This is a genomic window from Thermostichus sp. OS-CIW-20, assembly GCF_054061455.1.
The window spans coordinates 1-24339 of sequence record NZ_JBSSEF010000007.1; the positions used below are offsets into that span (position 1 = coordinate 1).

Sequence of the window (24339 nt, forward strand, 5' to 3'; positions counted from 1 at the left end):
CGTCAGCATCGCGTAGTGACAACGGAAACGGACAGAATGCTATCGCTTCACCGCTGAGCAGTAATGCTCAGCAGTGTTCAGCGTAAATGTATCAGCTTTCCTAAAGGCAGCTTTGCAGAAGGGGTGTAACTATGGTTCAGAGCAAGGAAGCACATTCTCCGGCAATCCAGGGACTTGGTATGGGCTCCCTGGGCGAATTTCCAGCCACGGCCCCGGCGGCTGCCCCCGTGTTCTACCGTACCTACAGTCGGCGTCGCCCAGATAGCAGCCGCGAGACCTGGAGCGACGTCTGCGATCGCACCCTGGCCGATATTGCCCGCCTAGGGCGCCTTACTCCCCAAGAGCGGGAGCTGGTGGAACGTCTGCAGCGGCAGTTGAAGGCCTTGATCTCCGGTCGGGCCCTGTGGGTGATGGGCACCGACTGGATCCAGAAGCCGGAAAACTACTCCGGTGCCTACAACTGCACCAGCCTCACCGTGGTGGACTGGCGCTCTTTTGGCCTGATGATGGATTTGGCCATGATGGGCTGCGGCACGGGGGCGGTGCTGGAGCCCCAGTTCATCAACCGCTTGCCCCCCATCCTCAACCGCCTGCAGGTGCAGGTGGTGGGATCCATCGGCGCCACGCCGCGGCATTCTCGGCAGGAGCACACCCCCATCCAGCGGCAGGGATCCCGGGTGCACATCCAGGTGGGGGATAGCCGGCGGGGCTGGGTGGAGTCCTACCAGGCGCTGCTGGAGCTGGCGGCGGATCCCAGTTTTGGGGGTCAGGTGGAGGTGACGGTGGATCTCAGCCATGTGCGCCCCGCTGGGGAGCGGCTAAAAGGGTTTGGGGGCGTGGCCAACCCCATCAAGCTGCCCGGCTTGTACCAGCGCTGTGCCGCCATCCTCAACAAAGCCGTGGGCAGGCAACTGAACTCGGTGGAGTGCTGCCTGCTCATTGATGAGGCGGCCGCAACGGTGGTGGCGGGGAATATCCGCCGTAGTGCAGGTATGCGCCAGTTTGCCGCCGACGACGAGCTGGGATCTAGCGCCAAAGACAATCTCTGGCAGCAGGACGAGCAGGGCAACTGGAGAATTGACCCTGAGCGAGATGCCCTGCGCATGGCCAACCACACCCGGGTATTTCACCGCAAGCCAACGCGGGAAGAGTGCATTGCTGCCGTGCGCAAGCAGTTTTACTCCGGCGAGGGGGCTATCCAGTGGGCTGGGGAAGCTGTAGCGCGGGCCAACGCCGACCTAATCAACACCCCCGAGCTGAAGCGGGAGTTCCTCAACGTCTATGCCTCGGAGGGACCCGAGGGAGCTAGGCGCTGGATAGAGGAGCGGCAGGCAGCTAGTAGCTCTCCGTCTGTCCAACCGCCAACGTGGCATAGGGTGCAACGGTATGGGCTGAACCCCTGCGTTACCGCAGACACTTGGATCCACACGGGCGACGGCCCGCGCCAGGTGAAAGACCTTATTGGCAAGCAGCACAGCACCTACGTCAACGGCGAGCTATTCAGCACGACCCCAGAGGGGTTTTTCTACTCCGGCATCAAGCCCGTGCTCAAGCTGGTGACCCAGGAGGGATTTTCTCTTCGGCTGACGGGCAACCATCGTGTTCTCAAAGTCATTGCCCAGACTCCAAAGGCGCAATACACGGAATGGGTGCCGGCAGAAGAGCTCCGCCCGGGCAACCGCATTCTGCTGCACAACCATCGCGACCTAACCCCCTGGGATGGTGAGGGGACCTGGGAGGAAGGCTGGCTCTTGGGGAATTTGCTGGGCGACGGCAGCCTTGCCACAACCCAGTGGAATGACACGGCTGTACTGCGCTATTGGCAGGATACGCAGCAGGAGATGAGCCTCCATGCGGCTCAGTTGTTGCAGGCTGCGGTAGGGTACGAACCTCGCCGGCCAGAGACCTATTATCACCCCAAGCTGAAGTGCCGGGTTATCCATTCCACCGGCTTGGCGAAACTGGCAGCTAAGTTCGGCATGGCTCCAGGACAGAAGCAAATGACTGCGGCACTGGAAGCCACAAGCTTTGATTTCCACCGCGGCTTTTTGTGCGGCCTGTTTGACGCAGACGGCAGTGTGCAGGGCGGTCAAGAGAAGGGAGTTAGTGTGCGGCTTTCCCAAAGCAACCTGGACACCCTCAAAGCTGTGCAGCGCATGCTGGCGCGTCTAGGGATTGTCTCGGTCATCTACGAGAATCGCCGTCCCGCTGGGTATCGTCTGCTGCCTGATAGCAAGCGCCAGCCAGCCCCCTACGCCTGCCAGGTGCAGCACGAGCTGGTCATTAGCGGGGACAACCTGCACCAGTTTCAGGCAGTGGTGGGCTTTCGAGAACCGCGCAAAGCTCAGAAGCTAGGTGAACTGCTCGGCAGCTACCAGCGCCGGCTCAACCGGGAGCGGTTTACGGTTACAGTTGCAGCCCTGGAGCCTGACGGCGTGGAACCGGTCTATGACTGCACCGTGCCCGGCCCAAGCTGCTTTGATGCCAATGGGTTGGTTGTCCACAACTGCGGTGAGATCATCGGATGCGACTTCCACTGCAATCTGGCCGAGATCCACCTCAACCGGCTGGATCCCCACAACCGCCAGGAGCAAGAGGAGGCCTTTACGGCAGGGGCCCTGTCGGCTGCGGCGCTATTGCACCACCGCTTTGTTGAGCCCCGCTTCCAGCGCTCAAGGGAATGGGATCCCATCGTGGGCGTCTCGTTTACTGGTCTATTTGACTTTTGCGTCAAAGCCTTTGGGGTGGACTGGCTGCGCTGGTGGCAAGCAGGAAGGCCCGATACGCCCCTGGGGCGGGAGTTTAAGCAGCAGGAGCGGGAATACCTCAGCTTTTGGAAGGAGGTCGTCCACCGCGTGGTCTGGGACTACTGCGACCGCCACGGGTTGCGCCGTCCCAACCGCTGCACCACCGTTCAGCCCGCCGGCACCAAGTCCCTGCTCACCAACGCCTCCCCCGGCTGGCACCCGCCCAAGGCTCAGCGATACATTCGCCGCATCACCTTTGCCAAAAACGACCCCGTGGCCCTGGCCTGCCTGGACTACGGCTACTCGGTGGTGCCCGCCCAGTCTGATAAGGATGAAAACGGCAACCTGCTCAACGACCCCTTTGATCCCCGCTGCACCGAGTGGCTGGTGGAGCTGCCGGTGGAGGTGGAGTGGGCCAACTTGCCCGGCGCTGAGGAGATTGAGATTGAGCGCTTTTCTGCCCTGGCCCAGTTCGACTTCTACATGCAGGTGCAAAAGTACTACACCACCCACAACACCTCGGCCACCCTCGAGCTGCGGGAGGACGAGATCGAGGCGCTGGGATCCCGCATTTACGAGGCCATCCGCGACGACGAGGGGTACATTAGCGCAGCGCTGTTGGCGCGCTTCGACGCCCCCTTCCCCCGCTTGCCCTTTGAGAAAATTGACAAAGCCACCTATGAACGGCTGATGGCCGAGGTCAAGCAAAGGCGAAAGGTCGATAACTTCTACGAGGCGCTGGCGCGCTACGACCGGGCTGCCGCCGCGGCTCGCCCGAGTGGTACGGAAGCGGTGGGGCCGGCCGGGTGTGATGCCCTGGGCTGTCTGATGCCAGAAAACCAGGCCCGTTGAGCTGGGCTGGGAGTGAGCGCTGCTGCGCATTTGATTTGATTTGAATAGGTGGGCTGGATGCGGATACAGTTGCGGCCCCTGGAGAAAGCTCAAGGGCGGGAGATCTGGCGGCGGCTGAGGGGGCTGGTGCTGGCGCTGGTGGTGCTGCTGGGGATCGCCTGCTCTAGCCCCGAGGGCTCTGTGACCTCCCCTCCCGGACTGATCCCCCCTCCGCCCGAGCCGGGCAGCCAGTCGCTCCCCATGCCGGTGCGCACTCTGGGCAACAGCCGCTTTAGGTTGCTGGGTTTGAGGGTGGGGGTGGCCGGGAGCGAGGTTGAAGTTTTGCTAGATAGCGGCTCGGCAGGTCTGCGCATTCTGTCCTCGGCGGCGGGGCGCTTTGGCCTGGAGCGGACAGGGATCCCTTCCACGGTAACCTTCGCCGATGGCACGCAATTTCTCGGAGTGCTGGCTCGCGCTCCCTTCAGCTTGGGCGGGATCCAGAGCCGGGAGCCGGTCACGATTCAGTTGATCGACCAAATCACCTGTGTGGAGCCCCTGGTGGCTACCTGCTCCGACAACCTGTTTGGGCCAGGGCGCCCCTTTGCCGGGATCCTCGGCACCTCTTTGGACGAGCGCAGCCCCGATCGCAACTTGTTTAGTCCCCTCACCCGCCTGCCGGGCAATTTCCGCTCTGGGTACATTGTTCAGACAGGGGGGTTCGACTCTGTTCAAGGCCTTTTCACCGTCGGCCTGACCGAGGCCAACACCGCCGGCTTCAGTTTCCGGCAACTGCCCCAGGTGGGTAGCTTTCCCGATGGCACGCCCATCTGGCGGGATGAAGCTCTGCAAGTGGCCTACAGCATCGGCAATACTTCTATCCAAAATGTCCTCAGCCCCACCGTATTTGACAGCGGCGCTTCCGACATCTTCCTCAACGTTCGCCTGTTGGGAGCAGCTCCCTTTCCCACCGCTACCCTACCCCCAGGCTCGGAGTGGCGAGCTGTGCTGGGAGGAGCCTTTGACTACCGCATCCGGGTTGGCTTTCCGGTAACGCCCAGCCGGGATCGGATCTTTGTCAACGGCAACCAGAGCGTGCAACTGTTGGGCATGCCCCTGTTTTTCAACGCCGATGTTGCCTTTGATATTGAAAGGGGGCGGATCGGCTTTCGCCTGCGCTGAGGCCGATCCCCTCTTCTGAAGCCTCGAGTTAACTGCGGAGGAAAGTGATGGTTGCCCAAGGGATCCCTGCCCATCGAAGGACACGCCGCTGGCCCTGGGTCTGGGTTCTGCTGCTGTTGTGTTGGCTGGGGTTGGGTGCACCAGCCTGGCCGATTAGCTTGGGGGATCCCTTGCCGGAGTGGGCTAAGTCTATGCAAGTGGGGCGGCAGCGGCTGCGCGGCGTGGAGCACTACCAAGGCCAAGAGCAGATCCGGGCCTACGGCAACCAGGCGGGACGAGTGTTTTGGATTCAAATCGAAAGCAGTGCCGACCTGCCGCCGGACTACCGGGAGTACTTGGGCGAATACCAACAATTTCCAGTAGAAGTTGTAGCCGTGGTGCCGTTGCGGGCTCGACGGCTGCGCTTCCGTCAGGGGAATCGCAGTGCTGAGTGGCAGGTGGTGGGCATGAGCGGCCACTTTGAGGCTGAGGCGCTTAGCCACGACCTGGCTCCGCCCGAGTTGTTTCAGCTCTAACCTAGGGGGATCCCCAAGGCGCGATCGGGAAAATTAGGGCTTATTCTAGAGAGAAGCTTGAACTCAGAGTTTGCCAATGAGACTGCTTCAGCAAGAAGTTCCAGTTATCCTCAATCGCTTTCTTGTTAAGGAGCTAGCTCAGGAAGACCTCACCTTTTATGAGTACGACTGTAGGCCAAACCCACCCCCGGAGCTAGGAGAAGAGCAGAGAGCTATCGCTAGGATTTGCAATCGGCTAGATGTAATAGCTGCTCGTTTGGGAAGTCGCATTATCACGCAGGAAAGAGTTTCGCCCAGCCAGCTCAAAACACCAGAGTGGGAGTTGGAAGAGCGTGGGCTTAGGGTTCTAACCTGTGCCAATGCTCAAGAAAGAAGCGCCCTCGAAAGCTTTGAGCGCAAGAGGATAGGGTTGCGCCTTAAATCTCAGTACAAGAAAACTGAAGTCGAATGGATAGGAGGCGGCCTGCTCTGGTGGGTGACTGCTCAGAAAGGGGTAGAACTTTCCGGAGAAGGCTGGGAAATCCACAGAGGGAAAATGATAGATGTTGCCGTCGAACCAGACGGAAAGCTTTACTTAGAAGTCGATATTCATTACCGCTTCTACACGCCGTGGACTTTGCATGAATGGTTGGAAAGCTATCCGGACGTTCCAATCGAGATTGTGCGAAATACATACTTTGATGCGAACGGCAAACGTTTGACTTGGAAATATCTGGGTATTCTTTCTAACCAATCCCCACGGGAGATTCGGTTACCAGAGCAGAACATCAGTCTGGCGGAGTATCATTTGCAGAAGTACAATGCACTTGTAGAAGAAGTTGAGAGCTCTTGGGTAGTCGAAGTAGCATCAAAGGAAAGACGTTATCCCCATCTCTCCCGAAGGTTATCGCCTGCTTTAACCTTGGAGATGCTAGCCAGTCTAGAAGACAACAGAAGCCCTGGCGGAAAAGTTAGCGCCGCTGTTATCGAGTGCATCAGAAAAAGTTTGAAAGAACGATTCGAAGAGTCCGAAGAGACTGCGAGGACCATTATAAAGGAAGTCTACAAACTTTCCCCTGAGGAAATTAAGCCGCTAAAGACCCAAGGCTACATCCTGCCCAAGCCAAAGCTATTGGGATCGGGTCGCAGACCAGTTGAAAATCCTGCTCGGGTTAGATACCGGGGATGTGCGAAGGTAGGCGAGACCAAGTTTGCATGTCTAAACCTCTATGACGACAAGCGAGAGTACCCTAGCGAAGTGCTCAACTGCTTGCTTGAGGTAGCCCAAAAAAGCGGCGCGGAAATTGAAGTAGGCTTCTATGCCACTCAGCAAGACTTGCCTAAGGGCGATCTCGCCCGAAAAAGGTTCTGGCAAACCTGGGCTGAGCAAGGGATCAAAACCGTTTTGGTCGTTATGCCGTGGTCACCCAATAAGGACAAGCAAAAGATCCGTGTGGAGGCTCTCGAAGCGGGGATAGCAACTCAGTTTATGATCCCTGTGGCTGATCCCTACAAGGCTCTAAACGTCGTCCTCGGGCTTCTGTGCAAGGCAGCATGGCAGCCTGTACTCCTGGAACCCCTCGACCATCCTGAACGCCCTGAGCTGATCATCGGCTTCGATGTGGGAACCAATCGGCGGCTATACTACGGAGCCTCTGCTTTCGCTGTTCTGGCTGATGGGCAGAGCTTAGGTTGGGAGCTACCTGCTGTGCAGAGAGGAGAAACCTTCTCCGGGGACGCAATTTATCAAACTGTGTCCAAACTTGTCAATAGGTTTTATGACAAGCTTAGTCGATATCCAAGCAAGGTTCTCTTGATGAGGGATGGTTTAGTTCAAGGAGGCGAATTTAGTAGAACAATTGAGGAGCTAGAAAAAGAAAAGATTGCTGTGGATATTGTTGGCATACGCAAAAGCGGTACAGGAAGAATGGGGATAGAAGAAGGAAAAGGTAAGTACAAAGATGCCAAAATAGGCACTGTTGTTTTCGACTACTCGCGAAAGTCGTTTACTCTAATAACAAGCCAGCCCATTAGAAAAGGTGGGAACTCCCTCGGCAGTGCAAGACCTCTGCGAGCGATCCACGAGCACGGCAAGACTCCCTTGGAAGTTCTGGCTTTACAAACCTATCACCTCTCTCAACTTCATCCTGCCAGTGGCTTCCAAGCCTGTAGGCTGCCCTGGGTGCTCCATTTTGCTGACAAGAGCGGCAAGGAGTTCCAGCGCCTTGGCGATAACATCTTCAGTATCCTGCAAAACATAGATCGCCAGAAGTTAATTGCCGTCTAGCAAGGAAGGAGGCTCTCCCCTGAGGGCCCTGCTAGGATGGGGAAGGGTTTGGGATGCCGACTATGTTCACCAACAACGAGGTCTGGAAGACCTTTTTGAGCAACCCTGTTGTCTTCTGCGGGGGCTTTCTCAGCGGCCTGCTGCGTTTGGATGTAAGGCAGGATCCGCTGCGCAGTTGGCTAGAGTCGCAGGGCTTGAGGGTGGAGGATCCGCCTGCCTCCACGCAAGGCCCCCAGTCTATTGCCATTGAGTAGGCATGGAGACAGGAGAGAGCCTCCCCATTCAGCAAAGTAGGCCAAGGTGAGCTGATGCCCCCCGGACAATCTGTAAGAAGGTGGCGACGGCAGGGATCCCTCTATGGCTATCTGGGCGGGGTTGTGCTTTTGCTTGCGGGGCTAGTTGGCTTACCCTCAGCAGATTTGGCTTTGGCCCAAGCGGAGCTCATTTCCTCGAGAGGCTCTGACCAGGATCCCCAGCTTTGGCTGGAGCGCTACAACGCTGCTTTGAAGCAACTGCCCCCTTTGCCCAACTTGCAGTACCGCCAGCAGGTGCGGGTTGAGGGATCCCAGACCTTTACAGCCACCCTAGACGTGCTCCGCCGCCGCGACGGCAGTTGGCAGGCTTGGGTAGCCGAAGGGGATCGCGTTCGCCTGTTGGATTCGCGGCAACTGGAAGCGGTGAACCAATCGGACTTACTCAGGCTGTATTCGGTGTACGTGAGCCGGCCCGAAGCGCTCCTGCCCTCGGTGAACTTTCACTTAGAGGCTGATCCCACCCGCTACCGCGTCTTCTCCTCAGAACGGGCGGATCTGGCGGGATCCCCTGTCCAGCATCTGCGTTTAGAGCCTCTCCAAGAGGGCCAGGTGCGGGAGCTGTGGCTGGATCCGGAGTCGGGGCTGCCGCGGCAGGTGCTCTTGTTTTTGTCGGGGGTGTGGGGACAGGCCTATGCCCTGATAGGGTTTGCGGCAGTGCCGGATCCCCAGGCAGGGGTTAGCTACTGGCTGCCGGAGAGCACCCGCATCAATTTGGCCTACGGGTTTTGGACGCTGGAGGGCCTGACCCGCCGCCTGTTCAGGGGATCCCTTTCCATCCGGCACGACTACCAGGACTACCGCATCCTGCCGGAGGGGGTGCAGCTGCGCTTTTTGCCCTCGCAGCCGCCGGTGGATGCGCCGCCGGTGGTGGCCGGCCTGCCGGAGAGCACGCCCCCAGTGGAGCTAGGAGATGTGCAGGTTTTGGGGGTGGATGAGCAGGGAAACCAGCAATTTAGCATTGGCCTAGGCCGACGCAGCGAGGCCAAGACCCCCTTGGAAGACCGCATCGCCGCCTTTAACCTCACCCGACCGGCCAGCCGCAACGCCCTTACCCAGATCGATACCCTAGCCTTCTTGCCTTTGGGGAGCAGCCAGTTGCCTATCTACCTCTTTCAATTCGACACGGGTCGCCCTCTCTATCCCCTGCAAGGGGTGGAGCGCCCGCGGGTGGATCCCAACGGGGTTTTCGATCCCAGGCCGCCCGCCATCAAACTCTTTGGAGACTAGCTCCCCATGCTGACCGATGCCGCCTACGGCGTAATCCCGATCCTGCCCCTCCCGCCCGCCCAGGGATCCCATCTCTACCTGCTCATCCAGCATCAGAAGGGGCACTGGGCCTTTCCCAAAGGCCACAAAGATGAGGGGGAAAGCGACTTGGCGGCAGCCCAGCGGGAGTTGCGGGAAGAAACCGGCCTAACCGACTACCAGCTCCTGACCCTGCCCGGCCAGCCTGGCCCTTTGACGCTGCAAGAGGCCTACACTTTTATAGATCCCGAGGGAAACGCGGTGGCCAAGACCGTCACCTACTACGTGGCTCTGCTGCCACCCCAGTTTCCTCCCCCTGAGCTGCAGGTGCAGCCAGAAGAGGTGGCCGCCTACCGCTGGTGCTCCTACCCCGAGGCGTTGGAGCAGATCAGCTTTGAAGAAAGTCGCCAGCTCCTGCGCCGCTGCCAAGCCCATTTGGAGCAGCTTTGGCAGGCAGGAAAGTTCTAAATTTCGGGCAGCTTGAGTTTCCTTCACCGCTGGCCCGCTTGTCCTTGACCGGGGAGAAGGGGCAACTCCAGGGCCGGGTTCTCCAGGCGGGTCAGCTCCCAGCGATAACGCTTCCGCCGCTGCCAAGTCAGCCGGAAAGGCTGCTCCAGGGCGTTTACCTGATCCCGCGTCAGGTTGGCCAGAGGGCCGCCGGATCCCTCGATAATAAACCAGAGGGTGGCTTGGCCTTGATCCCCAGAGCCGAGCTGCACCTGCATCTCCTGCGGCCGGATGCGCAGGGGCAAGAACTGGCCGAAGATCTCGCGGCTGTAGGCCAGCGCCTGCTCTTTGTCCAGGCCCCAGCCGTCGCGATAAGTGTCGGCCACTAAGGTTTCTACTTGGGCCCAATCTCGCCGTTCTACGGCTTGCAGCAACCTCTCGGTGTGGGCTCGGATTTGCCGCTCCGGCTGAGCGTAGTGCCAAAAGGCGCCCCCTGCGATGCCCAGGACGACGGATCCCACTAGCCCCCAGCGCAGCCAGGGGGGAAGGGGGGCAGAGGAGGAGTGGGAGGAGGAAGACACGGGTTTAAGCAGAGCCAGAAAAGGGCCTTCTCTAGCTTAAAGAATCTGGATGTGAGAAGATCAACTTCCAGCCCTAAGCGGGCTGCCACCCCAGAAGCTGGGGCAAGCTGTCGCAGCCGCCAGATCCCAACGCGAATGCCGACCGGTATGACCAAGCCCACCGATCGCCTGCTGCTGGAGTTTGAGCAGCCTGTTGCCGCCCTCGAACAGCGCATCCAGGAAATTCGCGCCTTGGCCGAAGAAAACGACATCGACGCCTCTGAGCAGATTCGCCAACTAGAGGCCAAAGCCGAAGAGCTGCGCCGCGAGATCTTCAGCCAGCTCACCCCCGTAGAACGGCTGCAGGTGGCCCGCCATCCCCGCCGCCCCACCACCTTGGACTACGTCCAGACCATCTGCGACGACTGGTTTGAGCTGCACGGGGATCGCCACGGCCAAGACGATCCGGCCATCGTCGGCGGCCTGGCCAAACTGGGGGATCAGCCGGTGATGATCCTCGGCCACCAAAAAGGCCGCGACACCAAAGACAACATCCACCGCAACTTCGGCATGCCCAACCCCGCCGGCTACCGCAAAGCCCTGCGGCTGATGGAACATGCCCACCGCTTCGGCCTGCCCCTATTGACCTTTATCGACACGCCGGGGGCCTACCCAGGGGTTAAGGCAGAAGCCGAGGGCCAGGGGGAAGCGATCGCCACCAACCTGCAGACCCTGTTTCGGCTGGAGATCCCCATCATCTGCACCGTCATCGGCGAAGGGGGATCCGGGGGGGCTTTGGCCATTGGCATTGGGGATCGCATCTTGATGTTTGAGCACGCCGTCTATTCGGTGATCTCGCCGGAAGGCTGTGCGGCCATCCTTTGGAAAGATGCCAAGAAAGCGCCGCAAGCAGCGGCAGCCCTGCGCATTACCGCCCAAGACCTGCTGCAGCTAGAGGTCATTGACGAGATCTTGCCGGAGCCGGTTGGCGGCGCCCACCGCGCCCCCCTGGAAGCTGCCCAGACGCTGAAAGAAGCTCTCCTGCGGCATCTCAAGGAGCTATCTGCTCTGAGCGGGCGGGAGCTGCGGGAGGAGCGCTACCAGAAGTTTCGCCGCATGGGGGCCTTTCTGGAGCTGGCTCAAGAGAGCTAGACCGGATCCCTACCAGGTGACCCGATCCCGCAGTTGCTCAATCCGGGCCGGCCCGATGCCCTTGACCCGCTGTAGATCTTCCAAGGAGGAAAAGGGACGGGCCTCGATGATGCGCTGCGCCAGGGCCGGGCCAATGCCGGGCAACTGCTGCAGCTCTGCTGCGGTGGCGGTGTTTAAGTTCACGCGGGAAGCTTGCGGGGTAGCCGGCTGGGAAGGGGATCCCCTGTCAGGAGCGGAGATCACCTCGACTTCCAGCAGCTCCGGCTCTGCTTCAGATGAGGAGAGGGCGACGGGGACAGGGCTGGGGCAGAGGCGGGCTCTCTCTTCCGCCTGTTGCTGCAGGCGGCGGCTGGGGCCAAAGCGGGCCTCGGCAATGAGCCGCTCGAACTCGCGCACAAAGTGATCCACCACCCGCTCATTACGGATGATCAAAAGGTTTTCGTCGTTGATGTGGTTGGCCGCCATTGACCAGTTGTGGGATCCGGTGATCACCGTGGCCTGAGGAGTGCCGGGATCGACGATGGCGAACTTGTGGTGCAGCTTGTCTCCCGGGGCGAGGTTGGGCACGCCCACGGATGAAGCGGGCACTGTCCAAGGCAGGCGGGCCGCGTCCACCCGGCAGTTTTCGTCCGGGAGCAGCAGCCCCCACATCTCCAGGGTGCGGCTGTAGTCGCGAAAGGCAAAGCCGGGATCGAACACGCCGCGGATCAGCACGTTGCGCTCCTGGCGCAGTTGCCTGAGCTGGTTGGCAATGCCTGAGTCCGTAAAGACGAACAGGGCCAGATCCACCTGCTGCTGCGCTTGGGCCAGGGTGGCCGCGATGATGCCGTTGGAAGTGGCCTCGTAGGGCAGGGAGCGGCTGCTGGGAGAAAAATGTACCCCCACGATGGCATCGCCAAGGTAAACCGTCTCCAGGGGACGCTTGAGCTTTTGCACCCCGAAGCGGCTGTCGGGCAACCCTCCCGGCCCATCTCCCCACATGAGGTTGAACTCCTCGGTGTAGAGGCGAGCCAGCTCGGGGCTATCCAGCAGCAGCAGGTGGTTGGCGTTGCCCACACTGCCGGGGGCATCGAAATCCCCGTGGATATCGGAGAGGGTAAAATTGGCCGATCCGGTCAGCACCCGCTGCCCGTCGATAATCACAAACTTGTGGTGCATCAGGCCGCTGCCCTTGGAGCCGTCGGCGGTGTCGTCCAGCCAGGGCACCTGCCCCCCATCGAGCAGGGCATAGACATCCCGCGTGGCGATCTCTTCTGGGGAGAGGCGCCCATCCCGGTTCACATCCACCAAGTTGCGGTACTCCTCGTACTTGCGGCGGCTGCGCTCGTCCAACGCCCGCACTTGGTCAGGGGTGAGCTGGTGCCAGGCCCGCACATAGGTATTTTCGGTAATCACCCGCACCGGGATCCCGGCCTGGCGCCGCTCGGCCAGGGCCTGGGCAATCAGGGGCAGGTTCAACTCTTGCACCGCCACATCCAGCGACTGCTGGGCGGAGCGGATCTGGGAGAGGATCAGCTCCTCCAGGTTGTAGCCGTAGCGATAGACCTGGCGATAGGGATCCCGATAGGTGCTGATACATTCACGCTGAACTCTCCTGAACATAGTTCAGGAAAGAAGCGATCGCATCCTGCCTATCTCTGAGCAGGAAGGCGGTATCCCGCAAAGCCCTGAGGAATACCCCCCGAGCGCTTTCCCCCTTCACTTCCCGGCAACCGTTGCGGTGGACTCAAGGATCAGGGGGAAACTTGGTCTACTATATCCCTCTCAATGACTTTTGCCAAACCGCCTAAAGCTCAGTAAATTCAGCAAAGTTCAGGGTTTTGGGGGTTAGAGGCATGCTCTCGCGGCTTTGGTTGAACGCCACCCGGATGCGGGGGTGCTGCGGCAGAGGGGCCAGGGTGGGCAGCTCTGGCTCTTGGGGATAAGGCCGAGGTCGGGGGCCCACCCAGTAGCCAATGGCCACCAGGAGCAGCAGCAGGGCAGCCCAGGGCAGCCAACGACGCAGTTGCCGCCGCCAAGATGGGATCCCGATCCCGTTCATCCCCTTTCTCCCCTCCAGCAACCACACCCAGAATACCGAACTTTACCGTAGCCACTTCTACGCAAAAGTGACCCCTGCTCTGCTCTAGGGCCACCCGTGCGAGAACGGCTTTTGACCCTAAGACGAATGTTTTGAGTTATTAACTTTTGTTATGAATCGCAAAGCCCTCACCCTTGGACTGACGGCGGCCACCTGCTTGGCCTTGGTCGGTTGTGACAGTTCCAGCAACGATACAGCCATTGCCCTGCCGACGCCCACTCCGACTCTCTCTCCCAGCCCTACGCCGCTGCCCAATATCGTCGCCGTTGCCGCTGCTAACCCTAACTTCAGTACCTTGGTGACGGCCCTGCAGGCAGCGGGCTTGGTGGGGGCTTTGCAGCAAGAAAGCCCCTTCACGGTCTTTGCTCCCACCAATGCTGCCTTTGCCGCTTTGCCCCCTGGCACGGTGGAAGCCTTGCTGCGGCCTGAGAACCGGGCAGAGCTGGTGCGCATTCTCACCTACCACGTGGTTCCCGGCTTGGCCCCCTCCAGCGCCCTCAGATCCGGCCAGCAGGTGACGACTTTGCAGGGATCCCCTGTCACTGTCACCCTTCTTGAGGGCGGACGGATTCGCATCAACAACGCCAACGTGATCACCGCGGATATTCAAGCTGCCAACGGCATCATCCACGTCATCGACACCGTCTTGATCCCACCTCGCTAAGGCTTCAGGCATTATTAAGAAAGAAGATCACGTCCGGCAGTGATTGGGAGGCCCAGCGTGGAACGGCCCAAGTGGGTAGCCATTATGACGGGAGCTTTGGCCATTGCCCTGGGGGTGGGCTATTTGTTGTTGGTGCAGCTATTGGACTACCGGGGGGGCGAGTTTTTGCCAGCGCCGCTGGAGCCGCCGGCGGTTTTGCCAGGGATCCCTGGCCTTTTTGGCCACTTGGGCTGAGGGCGATCTCGATTGGCGTTTTCTGTCTTCAGCTTCTGGTTTTGCCGGTGGGTAGCTGTTCCTAAACAAAGCTTCTTGCAAAAACTGTATGCCCAGCTACAGCTAGCCCTATGCTAGAGAAGGGGCTGCGGAGCCCGCTTGCGCCGGGGTTGCCAGCGGAGAGGGTTCAGCCGTCCTAAATTCGCGAACGCTTCTCTCGCCTTTGCAGATCTCTAGACTAGATAGATCTTCAGGGTTTGCCTGGGGATCAGGATCTGTTCCCGATTGGGCATTTGGGCAAGCTGTGGGTTGGCATGGTGTTGTCGCGCTCCACTTGGCTGTGGTTGTTGACGGGGCTGGGCTTGGCGGCTCTCAGCCAATACCTGCAATGGGTTGAGGGCATCTACAGCTTTGTGGCTCCCTATTCGGTGCCGCTGGCGGATCTGGCGGTGGCCGGCATCCTGGGCGGAACAGTGGCGGCAGGGCTGGTGGCACGCCATTGGTGGCAACAGGTTCGCCGACCGCAACAGGATCCCACCCCAGCGGCCAAGCCGCGGCGGCGGGTTAAGTTGACGCGGGATCAGGTGCAAGCAGATCTGCAGGATGTCGATCGCCTTATCCAGAAGCTGCAGGACGACATTAGCCGTCGCGCCTTGCAGGCCAAGGCGCGGGAGATCGATCGACGGCTGGCCCAGGAAGAATTGCACCTGGTGGTGTTCGGCACCGCTTCTGCCGGCAAAACCTCTCTCATCAACGCTCTGCTGGGGCAGCCTGTGGGGGAAACCGCTCCCACCCTGGGCACCACCCAGCAGGGATCCATTCACACCTATCAACTGGAGGGCTGGAGTGGCCCCATCTCCCTCACCGATACCCCTGGCCTGCTGACCATCGGCGGCGCCGGCGAGGCGGAGGCCCGCGCCCTGGCCCAGAAGGCGGATCTGTTGATTTTGGTGGTGGCCGGGGATCTGCTGGCCTCAGAATATGCCGAGCTGCTCGAGCTGGCCCGGCTGGGGAAATCCACCATCCTGGCCCTTAACAAGACGGATCAGATGTTGCCGGAGGAGGTGGAGATCATCTTGGCCCACCTGCGCCAGCGCACCACCGGCGTCATTCCCCCTGAGCAGGTGGTGGCCATTGCCGCCGACCCGGAGCCCTTGAAGGTTCGCTACTGCTTCCCCGATGGCTCCAGACAAGAAACCTGGGAGCCGCAGCCCCCCGATACAGGCGCCCTGGTCCAGCAGATGGCCCGCCTGCTGCAGCAAAAGGGATCCCATCTGCGCCTGGCCAACGCCCTGTTGCAAACCCAAACCTTGAGCGAGGCCGTCCAACAGGCCCTGCGGGAAGAGCGCTACCACCAGGGTCGCCAGATCGTGGAGCGGATGCAGTGGGCCACCGCTGCTGCCCTGGCCGTGACCCCCCTTCCGGCTTTGGATATGCTGGCGGGGGTGGTCATCCAGGCGCGCATGATCGGGGAGCTGCATCAGGTGTTCGATCGCCGCATCACCCTGCAGCAGGCTCAACAAATGGCCCACAGCCTGGCGCAAATGATCGTGCAGCTTGGGGGACTGGAGCTGGCCACCCAGGCCCTGGGCTCTGCCCTCAAAGCCAGTCCCTGGATGCTCATGGGGATCCCGCTGCAGGCGGCCAGCGGAGCCTATCTGACGCGGGTGGCGGGGCTGAGCTACCTGGAGTGGCTGCAATCGGGGGATCCCTGGCAAGAGGAGCTCCTGCAAGAGCGGCTCAAGCAGCAGCTTCACAGCCGTTATCCGCTGGCCTTTCTCAAGCAATTGGCTCGCCAAGCCCACTCCAGCAGCTAGCCGAACAGCCCAAGCTCAGCTAGGGCCATTTCAAAAGCAAAAAACCCGTCGCTAGCCCAAAGCAACCCCCTCGGCGGCATGGCCATTCGCCGGCAACTGGTTGAGATCCAACTGCCAAAGCTGAAATTGCTGCGGCTTCCCGGCCTTGGGCACTTGCAGCCAGACCAGTCCCCTTTGCCCCACCTGCAACACCTCGGATCCGACGGGCACGGCCACCTGGGCCAAGGGATACCCCCCCTCGCTATACAGCCAGAGGGAAGAGAACTCCTCCCCCTCGCGACACAGGAGCAGCACGCCCCAAGGGGCCTTGGCCATTTGCAGGGGCCACCCCTTCAAAAACCAGCGGCGCAGCCGCAGCGGGTTGACCTGCACCGAGCAAAGGTGGGGGCAGCATCCCTGGCCTCCTCCATCCCCGCCGGCAAAAAGCAGCCGCTCCCCCAAGCTGAGCACTCTCCCCCTGGGATCCAGGGGTAGGCGATAGCGCAGCGGCTGGGAGCCCGTCTGCGGAGGCCAGGCCGCCGGATAGGGCAACACAGTCATTTCCACCCACTGCCGCCCCAATCCCGCCAACAGCACCAGATGCTCCGAGAGAGCCAGCAAGCGGAGCAGGGATCCCGTTGGCACCTGCCAAGGCCAGCGAAAGTAGCAGTGGAACTCCGGAAAAGGTTGAGCTACGGTTGGCCCAGCCGGCAGCCATTGCACTGCCCCAATTTCTTTGGCAGTGGCCCAGACCAACTCCTGCCGCTCCGCCAGCCAGGTGGCTCGCCAATCCTCCGCAAAACTCAGCAAGGTACGGACGCGCGCGGGACTCAGGTGCAAAAGGTTGCTTTTGGAAAAAGCCAAAGCCTCCGGGAAGCTCGGCAAGGGCAGCACTTGCTGCAACGGTTCGGCCAAGGAGAAACAGGCCAGAGGCGGCGCTCCTGAGGCAAGGGTCTGCAGATCCAGCCACTCCAGCCGCTGAGGGGTTACCCGCAGCAGCAGCGGGGATCGGGAGCCGCTCGGATCTTCACAGATGCAGAACTTTTGCTCAGGCAGGGACTCCATCCCGCCCTCGCCAACAAAACCCGGATCCGGCAGATCCCAGACCTGCAGGCCGGGAGGTGACCGCCTGGACAGGCGAGGGCCGACCCAACAACCGGCTGGCTCCTGCCACTCCCGGGCAAAGGTTGCCAGGGCCGAACGCATCTGGGCCGCGGTGCGAAACCGCCGCAGGGGCAACTTGCGCAACGTGATCTCCAGCAGTTCCTGCAGCGGGGCCGGGATCCCTTCCGGACAGACAAACGGCTGGTTGAGGTGGGCGTGCATCAACTGGCTGGGGGAGCCGGAAAAGGGTCGCCGGCCCGTCAACAGCTCCAGGAGGATGATCCCCACCGCGTAGAGGTCAGAAGCGGGGCTGAACTGGCCGTAGAACCGCTCTGGCGCCATGTAGGCGGGGGAGCCGGTGGCAGAGATCTCGCCGGGAGCAGGCTGGGGGTGACGAGCGATGCCAAAGTCCGTCAGCTTCAGTTGCCAACCCTGGGGCGTGGGCTTGAGCAAGATATTCTCTGGCTTGACATCGCAGTGGATTACCCCCTGTCGATGGGCATGATCCAAGCCGGCCAAGATCTGATCCACAAAGCCCAAAACCTGCTTGACCGGCAGCCACAGCCCCCGCTCCACCTGGTCGATCAGCTCCCGCAGCGTGCCCCCTTCGCAGTACTCCAACACCAAATAGCGCCCCTCACGGGCATGTTCGAGGGCGTAGCAGCGGGTGATGTTGGGGTGGTTCAATGTCAGCAGGTAGCGCAGCTCCCGCAGCAGGTTGGGGGTGGGAAAGCGCTCTGCCGGCAGCTCCTTGAGGGCCACCAGATCCCCCCCGTGGCGAGGCCGGGCACAGAACACGCGCCCATACTGCCCTTGGCCGGCCAAACCCAAAATTTGGTAGCTGTCGTGAATCGACTTGGTGGTACGGGTGCGTCGGGACACGGCCCCAGGGGAATCCATACCGGCACTTTGTATCGTTATATCCCCTGCCCGCTCTCTTCTTGTCCTAATCTCGGCACGGGAACGCTGGACACCTAGGCACCTTTGCCGACAGGGCTGCTCCCCCTGCACCCCCCAACAGAGAGCTTAGGAGCCGGTTAACTGCTTGAGCAGCTCCGCCGCGTGAGCCTCCACCTTGACCTTGGTGATGATGGCCTCGATCTTCCCCTCCGGATCGATGACAAAGGTGGTGCGGTGAATGCCGTTATAGACTTTGCCCATGAACTTTTTCGGGCCATAGACGCCGTAGGCGCTGGCCACCTTGGCCCCCTCGTCCACCAGCAGCGGAAAGGGAAGCTGCAGTTTTTGGGCAAACTTTTGGTGGGAACGGGCGTCGTCGGCGCTCACCCCCAAGACGTGGATCCCGTGCGCCTGATACTCGGCGTAGGCATCGCGAAAGCCACAGGCTTCTCGGGTGCAGCCGGGAGTGTTGTCCCGCGGGTAGAAGTAGAGCACCACCCGCCGGCTCCGGAGCTGGCTCAGGCTGACCAAATTGCCCTCGGCATCGGGCAGGGTAAACTCCGGCGCCGGATCCCCAACAGCAAGAGCCATAGACGGGATCCCTCCTCAGGTGGATTTTTTGGGGGAGAGGATCATCGTGATGTTTCGCCCTTCCTTTTGGGGGGGCTGCTGCATTTCCGCCACGCCTTCTAGGTCTTTGAACAAGCGCTGCAGCAACTCTTCCCCCAACTCGGCGTGCTGGGCCTCGCGACCGCGAAACATCACCGTGGCTTTTACCTTGTCTCCATCCCCCAAAAACTGCTGAGCGCTGCGCAGGCGGACGTGGTAGTCGTGCTCGCCGATGTTGTAGCGAAACTTCACTTCCTTGATCTCGGCGGTGTGTTGTTTTTTGCGGGCCTCCCGTTCTTTTTTCTCCTTCTCAAACTTGAACTTGCCGTAGTCCATGATGCGGCAGACGGGAGGATCCGCCTTGTCGCTGACCAAGACCAAGTCCAGATCTTTTTCTTCGGCCAGGCGCAGGGCTTCGCGCGGGCTCATGATCCCCAACTGGGTGCCATCGGTGTCGATGAGGCGAATTTTGGGGAAGCGGATGCGCTCGTTGATGGCCGGCAGCTCTGCGCGCTGCTTGCGGGGCAAGCGGTCAAGTGGACGTTCTACGGACAAGTTTTCCTCTCTGTGAACAACAACCTAGATGGTAGTACTCAGAGAATAGCAGCCTCTTTTGCGCCGTTGCTGGCCGACGGACTTGCACCCCCAAGTGGTCTATCGGCCAGGAGGGCAAGGCATGCTGCACCTATACTAGCCGGCATTTTTTGTTTTCTTCTAGGGGTTCGCCGACCCACTGGAAGGAAGAAGGATGCTGGATTGGGGCAGCAACCGCGGTAGGATAACCAAAGTGGCGCTCCTGCCGGTGAGAGGGCAGGGGGGGGCTTGTTTTCCGGTTAGCAGGGAGGGCAAAAGTGGTGCAGCTCGGTTTAACGGAACGGGAACTGAAAGAGTTGGCCCAAAAGTCGGTGCAACTGATCCTGAGCCCGCGAGAAGGAGATAGCGAGGCGCTGGCTCAGTACAAAGCCTCGGCCGAATTCCGGGCAGGAGTTCATCTGGCCTGCGCGGCCATGGTGCTCGTCTTGGCGGAAAACAACGAGCGGATTAGCCAGCAGTTGGCTGCTCTCCAGGAAAAGGGATCCCTACCTCTACAGGAACCTTCCCAAAAACCTGCCAGCTAGAGCTGTGCCATGGTTCCAGAGACAGACCCACTGCAAGTGCGCAGCGAGCGGGACGCGATGGGGGAGCGGCAACTGCCGCAGTCGGTGTACTACGGCATCCAAACCGCCCGCGCCCTGGAGAATTTTCCCATCAGCGGCCTCAAGCCGCTGCCGGAGTACGTGGAGGCCTGCGTGCTCATCAAAAAAGCGGCGGCGGAGGTCAACGGCGAGCTGGGCTGCATTCCCCCCGACGTGGCCAAGGCCATTGTCCAAGCGGCAGACGAGATCCTCCAGGGATCCCTGCGGGATCAGTTTGTGGTGGATGTGTACCAGGCCGGGGCGGGCACCTCCCACCACATGAACGTCAATGAGGTGTTGGCCAACCGCGCCCTGGAGATCCTGGGAGAGCCCAAGGGGCGCTACGAGCGGGTCAGCCCCAACGACCATGTCAACTACGGCCAATCCACCAACGACGTCATCCCCACCGCCATTCGCCTGGCGGCCCTGCTGCGGGTGCGGCGGGATCTTTTGGGCACGCTGGACAACCTGGTGGCGGCGCTGGAGCAGAAAGCACAGGAGTTCCACGGCATTCTCAAGGCGGGCCGCACCCATTTGCAGGATGCTGTCCCCATAAGGCTGGGAGATAGCTTCGGCGCCTATGCGGCCATCTTTGCCCAGCACCGCCGCTGGATCGAGGAGGCCAGCCAGGCTCTGGGCAGCTTGGGGCTGGGGGGCAGCGCCGTCGGCACCGGCCTCAATACCCATCCCCAGTACCGGCAAAAGGTGGTGCAACGGCTGGCAGAGTACACCCAGTTGCCCCTTACCCCGGCCCCCCATCCCATGGCGGCGATGCAGAGCATGGCCCCCTTTGTGCACCTGTCGGGATCCCTGCGCAACCTGGCCCAAGATGCCATCAAAATGGCCAACGACCTACGCCTGATGGATTCCGGCCCCAAGACTGGCCTCAAAGAGATCCAACTGCCGCCGGTACAGCCCGGCTCCTCCATCATGCCCGGCAAGTACAACCCGGTGATGGCCGAGATGCTGAACATGGTCTGCTTTCAGGTGATCGGCCTGGACACCGCCATTCTCCTCGCCGCCCAGGCAGGCCAATTTGAGCTCAACGCGATGATGCCGCTGATTGCCTATAACCTCCTGCATAGCTTGCAGATCCTCAACAACAGCCTGCGCGTCTTTACCGAGCGCTGCGTCCGCGGCATCACCGCCCAGGCGGATCGCTGCCGCAGCTATGCTGAGGGGACGCTGGCTTTGGTGACTGCCCTCAATCCCTACATTGGCTACCTGCAGGCGGCAGAGGTGGCTAAGATCTCCCTGGAAACCGGCAAGCCCATCCGCCAGATCGTGTTGGAGCGCAACTTGATGAGCCCGGAACAGGTGGCCAAGGCGTTGAATCTGGAGGCGATGAGCCAGATGCGCTCTTAGCCCCTCCGCGAAAAGGGCAATTAGCCCTCTCGCCTGCCCCTTCCCCCTAGACTAAGTAAGACTCTCCTTTGCCAAGGCAGGCCATGACCGGAGAACGACTGAGCTTGCGGACGAAGCTGGCCTATGGGGTGGGGGATCTGGGCACGGGCATGACGGCCAATATCCTCATCTTTTTCCTGCTGCCCTTTCTCACCAATACCGTCGGCATGGCGGCAGGCTTGGCCGGCAGCATCTACGCCATCACCCGCTTTTGGGATGCCGTCAACGATCCCATCATCGGCATCCTCAGCGACCGCACCCGCAGCCGTTGGGGCCGTCGCCGCCCCTGGCTGCTGTTTTCGGCCATCCCCTTTGGCCTGACTTTTGCAGCTCAGTGGTGGATCCCTTTTCCCGGTCAGATGGGCCCCCTTTTCGCCTACTACCTGGCGGTGTCCCTGCTGTTCAACACCTTTTATTCTGCCGCCAACATCCCCTACGCCTCCCTGACGGCGGAGCTAACCCAGGATTACGACGAGCGCACCCGGCTCAACCAATTTCGCTTTGCCTTCTCGGTGGGGGGTAGCATGGTTGCCGTGGTTACCTTTCCGCTGCTGTTTAACCTGCTGCCGGATCGGGCTGCCGGCCATCTGCTGGCGGGGGCTTGTTTTGGGGCCATCTCGGCTGTGCCCCTGCTGCTCTGCTTTTGGGGAGTACGAGAACGTTTTCAATCCCAACGGGATCCGCTGCCTCTGCTGCAGCAACTGCGGGTGGCCTTCAGCAATCGCCCCTACCTGTTTGTCAGCGGCATCTACCTGTGTTCTTGGCTGGCCTTTCAGTTCACAGCCACGATCATCCCCTATTTCATCGTCTTCTGGATGGGCCTGCCCGAGGTGTGGATTTCTCTGGTGGTGTTGGCGGTTCAGAGTGTTGCCGTGCTGACCCTGTTTGCCTGGACATGCCTGAGCGCTCGGCTGGGCAAGCGCGCCATGTACCTGATCGGGGCGGGGTTTTGGCTCATCTCGCAGGCGGGCCTATTTTTCCTGCAGGCCGGCCAGGAGCGGCTCATGATTGCACTAGCCCTGTTGGCAGGGATCGGGGTTTCCGCCACAGTGTATCTTGGCCCTTGGTCAATGCTGCCGGATGTCATCGACCTGGACGAGCTGCACACTGGGGAGCGGCGGGAAGGGATCTTCTATGCCTTCATGGTGTTCTTGCAAAAGGTGGGCCTGGCGCTAGGGCTGTTTTTCGTGGGACAAGCTCTGGATTGGGCCGGCTTTATCCCTTCGGTGGCCGGAGAGGCCCCACCCCTCCAGCCAGAATTGGCCTTGCTGGCCATCCGCCTCGCCATCGGCCCCCTGCCGGCAGTGGCTTTAATCGGTGGGATCCTGCTGGTGTGGCTGTACCCCATCACCCGGCAGCGCCACCGGCAGATCCTAAGGGAATTGGAGGCAAGACGAGCGGGAGCTGCTCCTGAGGGATCCCCTTAGACAGGGGGCCGCTTCCCGTCTGTCAGTTGAGGATGATGCGCAAGCCACTGCCGGAGGGCTGCACCGGCTCGGAGTTGGGCAGAATCCGCAGGCCGCTGCCGGAAGGCTGGATCACAGGGTTGTCAGTATTGACGAAGAAGGTGTTGGAGCGGCCATCCCGCTCGTAGACCACCACGTCGTTGGGGTTGAACTGGGAGCGGCAGATGATGGGAGAGTTGTCGGCAGCGGTGGCGGCGCTGCAGCGGTAGCCAGGGGCAGAGACCACTTGGCCCTCTGCATCGAGGGAAAAAGGAACTCCCCCAGGCGGGATCGGAGCCAAGAGCGGCTGGTCGGGGTTGAGGATGACCGAGCCACCGGTGCTGGGTTCGACCAGGATCCCGCGCCCGTCGATGACGATCCGCTGGGCTTGTGCAGGGACGACCGCCCCCAAGAGCAGAGCCAGGCTCAGGCTGAGTTGGAGGGGAATAGACAGCTTCATCGGATATCTCCTTTGGCCCAGGGCCATCCCACTTTTTGGGATCCATCGGCCATCCCCGATGGGATCCTGACTTGATCTTGGCCCAGGCAGAGGGAGCACCCCAGGGCGGAAGCCGTCACCTCGGTTGCCAGGATGGGCACTTTGGCCTCGGCTCGACTACCCCAGCCCCAAGCGGCCCAGCGCCAGCCCCACCACCAGCATGCCCAACACCAGAAAAGGCTGAGCGCTGGCCTGGTATTTGACGTCGTTGTTGAGGGGATCCCGCAGCAGGTACATGTCTTGGAAGGTGATCTGCGGGATAATCAGCAGCACCAAAATTGCGGCGTAGAGCTTTAGGCCAGCTCCCAGCAAAAACGAGGCCATGCCGAACTGAAACAGGTCGATCATCAGCGCCGCGATCCAGGCCGCCCCCATCGCCCCAAACATCACCGGCAAGGAGGCGAGGCCAAATTGTCTATCCCCCTCCATGCTTTTGAAATCGTTGACCACGGCGATCCCCAGGCCGGCCAAGCTGTAGATCAGGGTCAGAATGCAGATTGTCCAGTTCAGCTCGCCAAAGAGGGCATGTCCCGTCCACCAGGGCAGGGCGATGTAGCTGGCCCCCAGGGCGTAGTTCCCCAGCCAGCCGTTGCGCTTTAGTTTCAGGGGCGGCGCCGAGTAGATGTAGGCAATTAGGGCTCCCGCCAGGGCAATGCAGGTGATCACCGGAAAGTCGTGGCCGGTGTACCAATCCAGGGCATAGGCCAACGCCAGCCCCAGGATCAGCAGCACCCAGATTTGGATGACCACCCGCCGCAGGGAGATGGCCCCGGAAGGGATGGGGCGATAGGGCTCGTTGATGGCGTCGATGTCGCGGTCGTAGTATTCGTTCAGGGTCTGGGTGTAGCCCGTCATCAAGGGGCCGGCCAGGATCATGCCCACCAAGATGAGGGCCACGTTTTCCCAAGTCCAGGTGAAGTGGCCGGAGGAGGCCGCTCCCGGAATCAGGCCCCACACCAGCGGGATCCAGGTCACGGGCTTCATCAGTTGCAGGTGGACTTGCCAAACGGAGCGAGACTCCACCTCTGCCCCTTTCATGCCCAAGAGTTGGCGGACACGCCGGGCGGCGGATCCCTTGTCGGCTTCAGGAGCCGGGGCGGTTTCTGCGCCAGGACCCACAGCAGGGGCCATTTCGTCTGCCGTCGGCGCCCAAGATGGCTCTTGAGAGGTGCTTTCGCTCATGGTGGGGTGCGC

The 24339-nt window shown here is 61.0% G+C and carries 22 protein-coding genes; 14 read left to right on the forward strand and 8 right to left on the reverse strand.

All coding sequences use genetic code 11. The features are described 5' to 3' along the window. Positions 1-179 precede the first annotated feature (179 nt). From nrdJ to ACVWXC_RS04545, 7 genes are all read left to right on the forward strand, one after another. Positions 180-3599 (forward strand): ribonucleoside-triphosphate reductase, adenosylcobalamin-dependent, encoded by a 3420-nt coding sequence (gene nrdJ, locus ACVWXC_RS04515; protein WP_457391420.1) that lies wholly within the window; start codon positions 180-182, stop codon positions 3597-3599. A gap of 57 nt (positions 3600-3656) precedes the next feature. After that, the gene (locus ACVWXC_RS04520; RefSeq protein ID WP_457391418.1) at positions 3657-4757 is read left to right on the forward strand and encodes a hypothetical protein; all 1101 of its coding nucleotides are present in this window, start codon (positions 3657-3659) and stop codon (positions 4755-4757) included. Between the two features lie 47 nt (positions 4758-4804). Next, a complete protein-coding gene (locus tag ACVWXC_RS04525; protein WP_457391416.1) occupies positions 4805-5272 on the forward strand; it encodes a hypothetical protein in 468 nt (155 codons plus the stop codon). A 256-nt stretch (positions 5273-5528) separates the two neighbouring features. After that, the gene (locus ACVWXC_RS04530; protein ID WP_457391414.1) at positions 5529-7538 is read left to right on the forward strand and encodes an argonaute PAZ domain-containing protein; all 2010 of its coding nucleotides are present in this window, start codon (positions 5529-5531) and stop codon (positions 7536-7538) included. Between the two features lie 62 nt (positions 7539-7600). Then, entirely contained in the window at positions 7601-7792 is a 192-nt protein-coding gene (locus ACVWXC_RS04535) for a hypothetical protein (RefSeq protein ID WP_457391412.1), read from the forward strand. A gap of 54 nt (positions 7793-7846) precedes the next feature. Continuing rightward, on the forward strand, positions 7847-9079 hold the full coding sequence (locus tag ACVWXC_RS04540; RefSeq protein ID WP_457391410.1) for a hypothetical protein: 1233 nt from the start codon (positions 7847-7849) through the stop codon (positions 9077-9079). A 6-nt stretch (positions 9080-9085) separates the two neighbouring features. After that, on the forward strand, positions 9086-9565 hold the full coding sequence (locus tag ACVWXC_RS04545) for a bis(5'-nucleosyl)-tetraphosphatase (protein WP_414346716.1): 480 nt from the start codon (positions 9086-9088) through the stop codon (positions 9563-9565). A gap of 23 nt (positions 9566-9588) precedes the next feature. Here ACVWXC_RS04545 and ACVWXC_RS04550 read toward each other — a convergent pair whose 3' ends face one another. Further along, positions 9589-10125, reverse strand: a complete 537-nt coding sequence (locus tag ACVWXC_RS04550; RefSeq protein WP_457391408.1) for a hypothetical protein — start codon at positions 10123-10125, stop codon at positions 9589-9591. Positions 10126-10272: 147 nt separating this feature from the next. On the opposite strand from ACVWXC_RS04550, the gene ACVWXC_RS04555 reads away from it, so the two are divergent. Further along, a complete protein-coding gene (locus ACVWXC_RS04555) occupies positions 10273-11256 on the forward strand; it encodes an acetyl-CoA carboxylase carboxyltransferase subunit alpha (RefSeq protein WP_414346712.1) in 984 nt (327 codons plus the stop codon). A 9-nt stretch (positions 11257-11265) separates the two neighbouring features. Here the strand turns inward: ACVWXC_RS04555 and ACVWXC_RS04560 are convergent, their stop codons facing one another. Next, the gene (locus ACVWXC_RS04560; RefSeq protein WP_457391406.1) at positions 11266-12858 is read right to left on the reverse strand and encodes a phospholipase D-like domain-containing protein; all 1593 of its coding nucleotides are present in this window, start codon (positions 12856-12858) and stop codon (positions 11266-11268) included. A gap of 184 nt (positions 12859-13042) precedes the next feature. Then, a complete protein-coding gene (locus tag ACVWXC_RS04565; protein WP_457391404.1) occupies positions 13043-13297 on the reverse strand; it encodes a hypothetical protein in 255 nt (84 codons plus the stop codon). Positions 13298-13448: 151 nt separating this feature from the next. On the opposite strand from ACVWXC_RS04565, the gene ACVWXC_RS04570 reads away from it, so the two are divergent. From ACVWXC_RS04570 to ACVWXC_RS04580, 3 genes are all read left to right on the forward strand, one after another. Continuing rightward, positions 13449-14000, forward strand: coding sequence for a fasciclin domain-containing protein (locus ACVWXC_RS04570; RefSeq protein ID WP_457391402.1), 552 nt, complete (start codon positions 13449-13451; stop codon positions 13998-14000). Positions 14001-14057: 57 nt separating this feature from the next. Continuing rightward, entirely contained in the window at positions 14058-14234 is a 177-nt protein-coding gene (locus ACVWXC_RS04575; RefSeq protein ID WP_011430963.1) for a hypothetical protein, read from the forward strand. A gap of 236 nt (positions 14235-14470) precedes the next feature. Continuing rightward, on the forward strand, positions 14471-16030 hold the full coding sequence (locus ACVWXC_RS04580) for a YcjF family protein (RefSeq protein WP_457391400.1): 1560 nt from the start codon (positions 14471-14473) through the stop codon (positions 16028-16030). A gap of 51 nt (positions 16031-16081) precedes the next feature. On the opposite strand, the gene ACVWXC_RS04585 is transcribed toward ACVWXC_RS04580, so the two are convergent. From ACVWXC_RS04585 to infC, 3 genes are all read right to left on the reverse strand, one after another. Beyond that, the gene (locus ACVWXC_RS04585; protein WP_414401724.1) at positions 16082-18013 is read right to left on the reverse strand and encodes a serine/threonine-protein kinase; all 1932 of its coding nucleotides are present in this window, start codon (positions 18011-18013) and stop codon (positions 16082-16084) included. Positions 18014-18139: 126 nt separating this feature from the next. Then, complete coding sequence (bcp, locus tag ACVWXC_RS04590) at positions 18140-18604, reverse strand: thioredoxin-dependent thiol peroxidase (RefSeq protein WP_457391398.1); 465 nt, start codon at positions 18602-18604, stop codon at positions 18140-18142. Between the two features lie 15 nt (positions 18605-18619). Continuing rightward, complete coding sequence (gene infC, locus ACVWXC_RS04595) at positions 18620-19150, reverse strand: translation initiation factor IF-3 (protein WP_041438488.1); 531 nt, start codon at positions 19148-19150, stop codon at positions 18620-18622. Between the two features lie 323 nt (positions 19151-19473). Between infC and ACVWXC_RS04600 the strand changes: the two genes are divergently transcribed. The 3 genes from ACVWXC_RS04600 (at position 19474) to ACVWXC_RS04610 (ending at position 22628) form a co-directional block, all read left to right on the forward strand. Continuing rightward, positions 19474-19740, forward strand: coding sequence for a hypothetical protein (locus ACVWXC_RS04600; protein ID WP_011430957.1), 267 nt, complete (start codon positions 19474-19476; stop codon positions 19738-19740). Between the two features lie 9 nt (positions 19741-19749). Beyond that, positions 19750-21162 (forward strand): aspartate ammonia-lyase, encoded by a 1413-nt coding sequence (locus ACVWXC_RS04605; RefSeq protein ID WP_041438484.1) that lies wholly within the window; start codon positions 19750-19752, stop codon positions 21160-21162. Between the two features lie 83 nt (positions 21163-21245). Beyond that, positions 21246-22628, forward strand: coding sequence for an MFS transporter (locus tag ACVWXC_RS04610; protein WP_011430955.1), 1383 nt, complete (start codon positions 21246-21248; stop codon positions 22626-22628). A 22-nt stretch (positions 22629-22650) separates the two neighbouring features. Here ACVWXC_RS04610 and ACVWXC_RS04615 read toward each other — a convergent pair whose 3' ends face one another. Continuing rightward, positions 22651-23106 (reverse strand): hypothetical protein, encoded by a 456-nt coding sequence (locus ACVWXC_RS04615; protein WP_011430954.1) that lies wholly within the window; start codon positions 23104-23106, stop codon positions 22651-22653. Between the two features lie 156 nt (positions 23107-23262). Beyond that, positions 23263-24327: a chlorophyll synthase ChlG gene (gene chlG / locus ACVWXC_RS04620; protein ID WP_071813560.1), complete on the reverse strand. Its 1065-nt coding sequence runs from the start codon at positions 24325-24327 to the stop codon at positions 23263-23265. Positions 24328-24339: the final 12 nt, after the last annotated feature.

Bases quoted from the DNA above. Each gene is read 5' to 3' on its own strand.
- ACVWXC_RS04560 (WP_457391406.1), bottom strand. From the start codon at position 12,858: ATGTTCAGGAGAGTTCAGCGTGAATGTATCAGCACCTATCGGGATCCC.
- bcp (WP_457391398.1), bottom strand. From the start codon at position 18,604: ATGGCTCTTGCTGTTGGGGATCCGGCGCCGGAGTTTACCCTGCCCGAT.
- ACVWXC_RS04535 (WP_457391412.1), top strand. From the start codon at position 7,601: ATGTTCACCAACAACGAGGTCTGGAAGACCTTTTTGAGCAACCCTGTT.
- ACVWXC_RS04555 (WP_414346712.1), top strand. From the start codon at position 10,273: ATGACCAAGCCCACCGATCGCCTGCTGCTGGAGTTTGAGCAGCCTGTT.
- ACVWXC_RS04605 (WP_041438484.1), top strand. From the start codon at position 19,750: ATGGTTCCAGAGACAGACCCACTGCAAGTGCGCAGCGAGCGGGACGCG.
- ACVWXC_RS04615 (WP_011430954.1), bottom strand. From the start codon at position 23,106: ATGAAGCTGTCTATTCCCCTCCAACTCAGCCTGAGCCTGGCTCTGCTC.
- ACVWXC_RS04570 (WP_457391402.1), top strand. From the start codon at position 13,449: ATGAATCGCAAAGCCCTCACCCTTGGACTGACGGCGGCCACCTGCTTG.
- ACVWXC_RS04585 (WP_414401724.1), bottom strand. From the start codon at position 18,013: ATGGATTCCCCTGGGGCCGTGTCCCGACGCACCCGTACCACCAAGTCG.
- ACVWXC_RS04565 (WP_457391404.1), bottom strand. From the start codon at position 13,297: ATGAACGGGATCGGGATCCCATCTTGGCGGCGGCAACTGCGTCGTTGG.
- ACVWXC_RS04540 (WP_457391410.1), top strand. From the start codon at position 7,847: ATGCCCCCCGGACAATCTGTAAGAAGGTGGCGACGGCAGGGATCCCTC.
- chlG (WP_071813560.1), bottom strand. From the start codon at position 24,327: ATGAGCGAAAGCACCTCTCAAGAGCCATCTTGGGCGCCGACGGCAGAC.
- nrdJ (WP_457391420.1), top strand. From the start codon at position 180: ATGGGCTCCCTGGGCGAATTTCCAGCCACGGCCCCGGCGGCTGCCCCC.
- ACVWXC_RS04610 (WP_011430955.1), top strand. From the start codon at position 21,246: ATGACCGGAGAACGACTGAGCTTGCGGACGAAGCTGGCCTATGGGGTG.
- ACVWXC_RS04525 (WP_457391416.1), top strand. From the start codon at position 4,805: ATGGTTGCCCAAGGGATCCCTGCCCATCGAAGGACACGCCGCTGGCCC.
- ACVWXC_RS04520 (WP_457391418.1), top strand. From the start codon at position 3,657: ATGCGGATACAGTTGCGGCCCCTGGAGAAAGCTCAAGGGCGGGAGATC.
- ACVWXC_RS04545 (WP_414346716.1), top strand. From the start codon at position 9,086: ATGCTGACCGATGCCGCCTACGGCGTAATCCCGATCCTGCCCCTCCCG.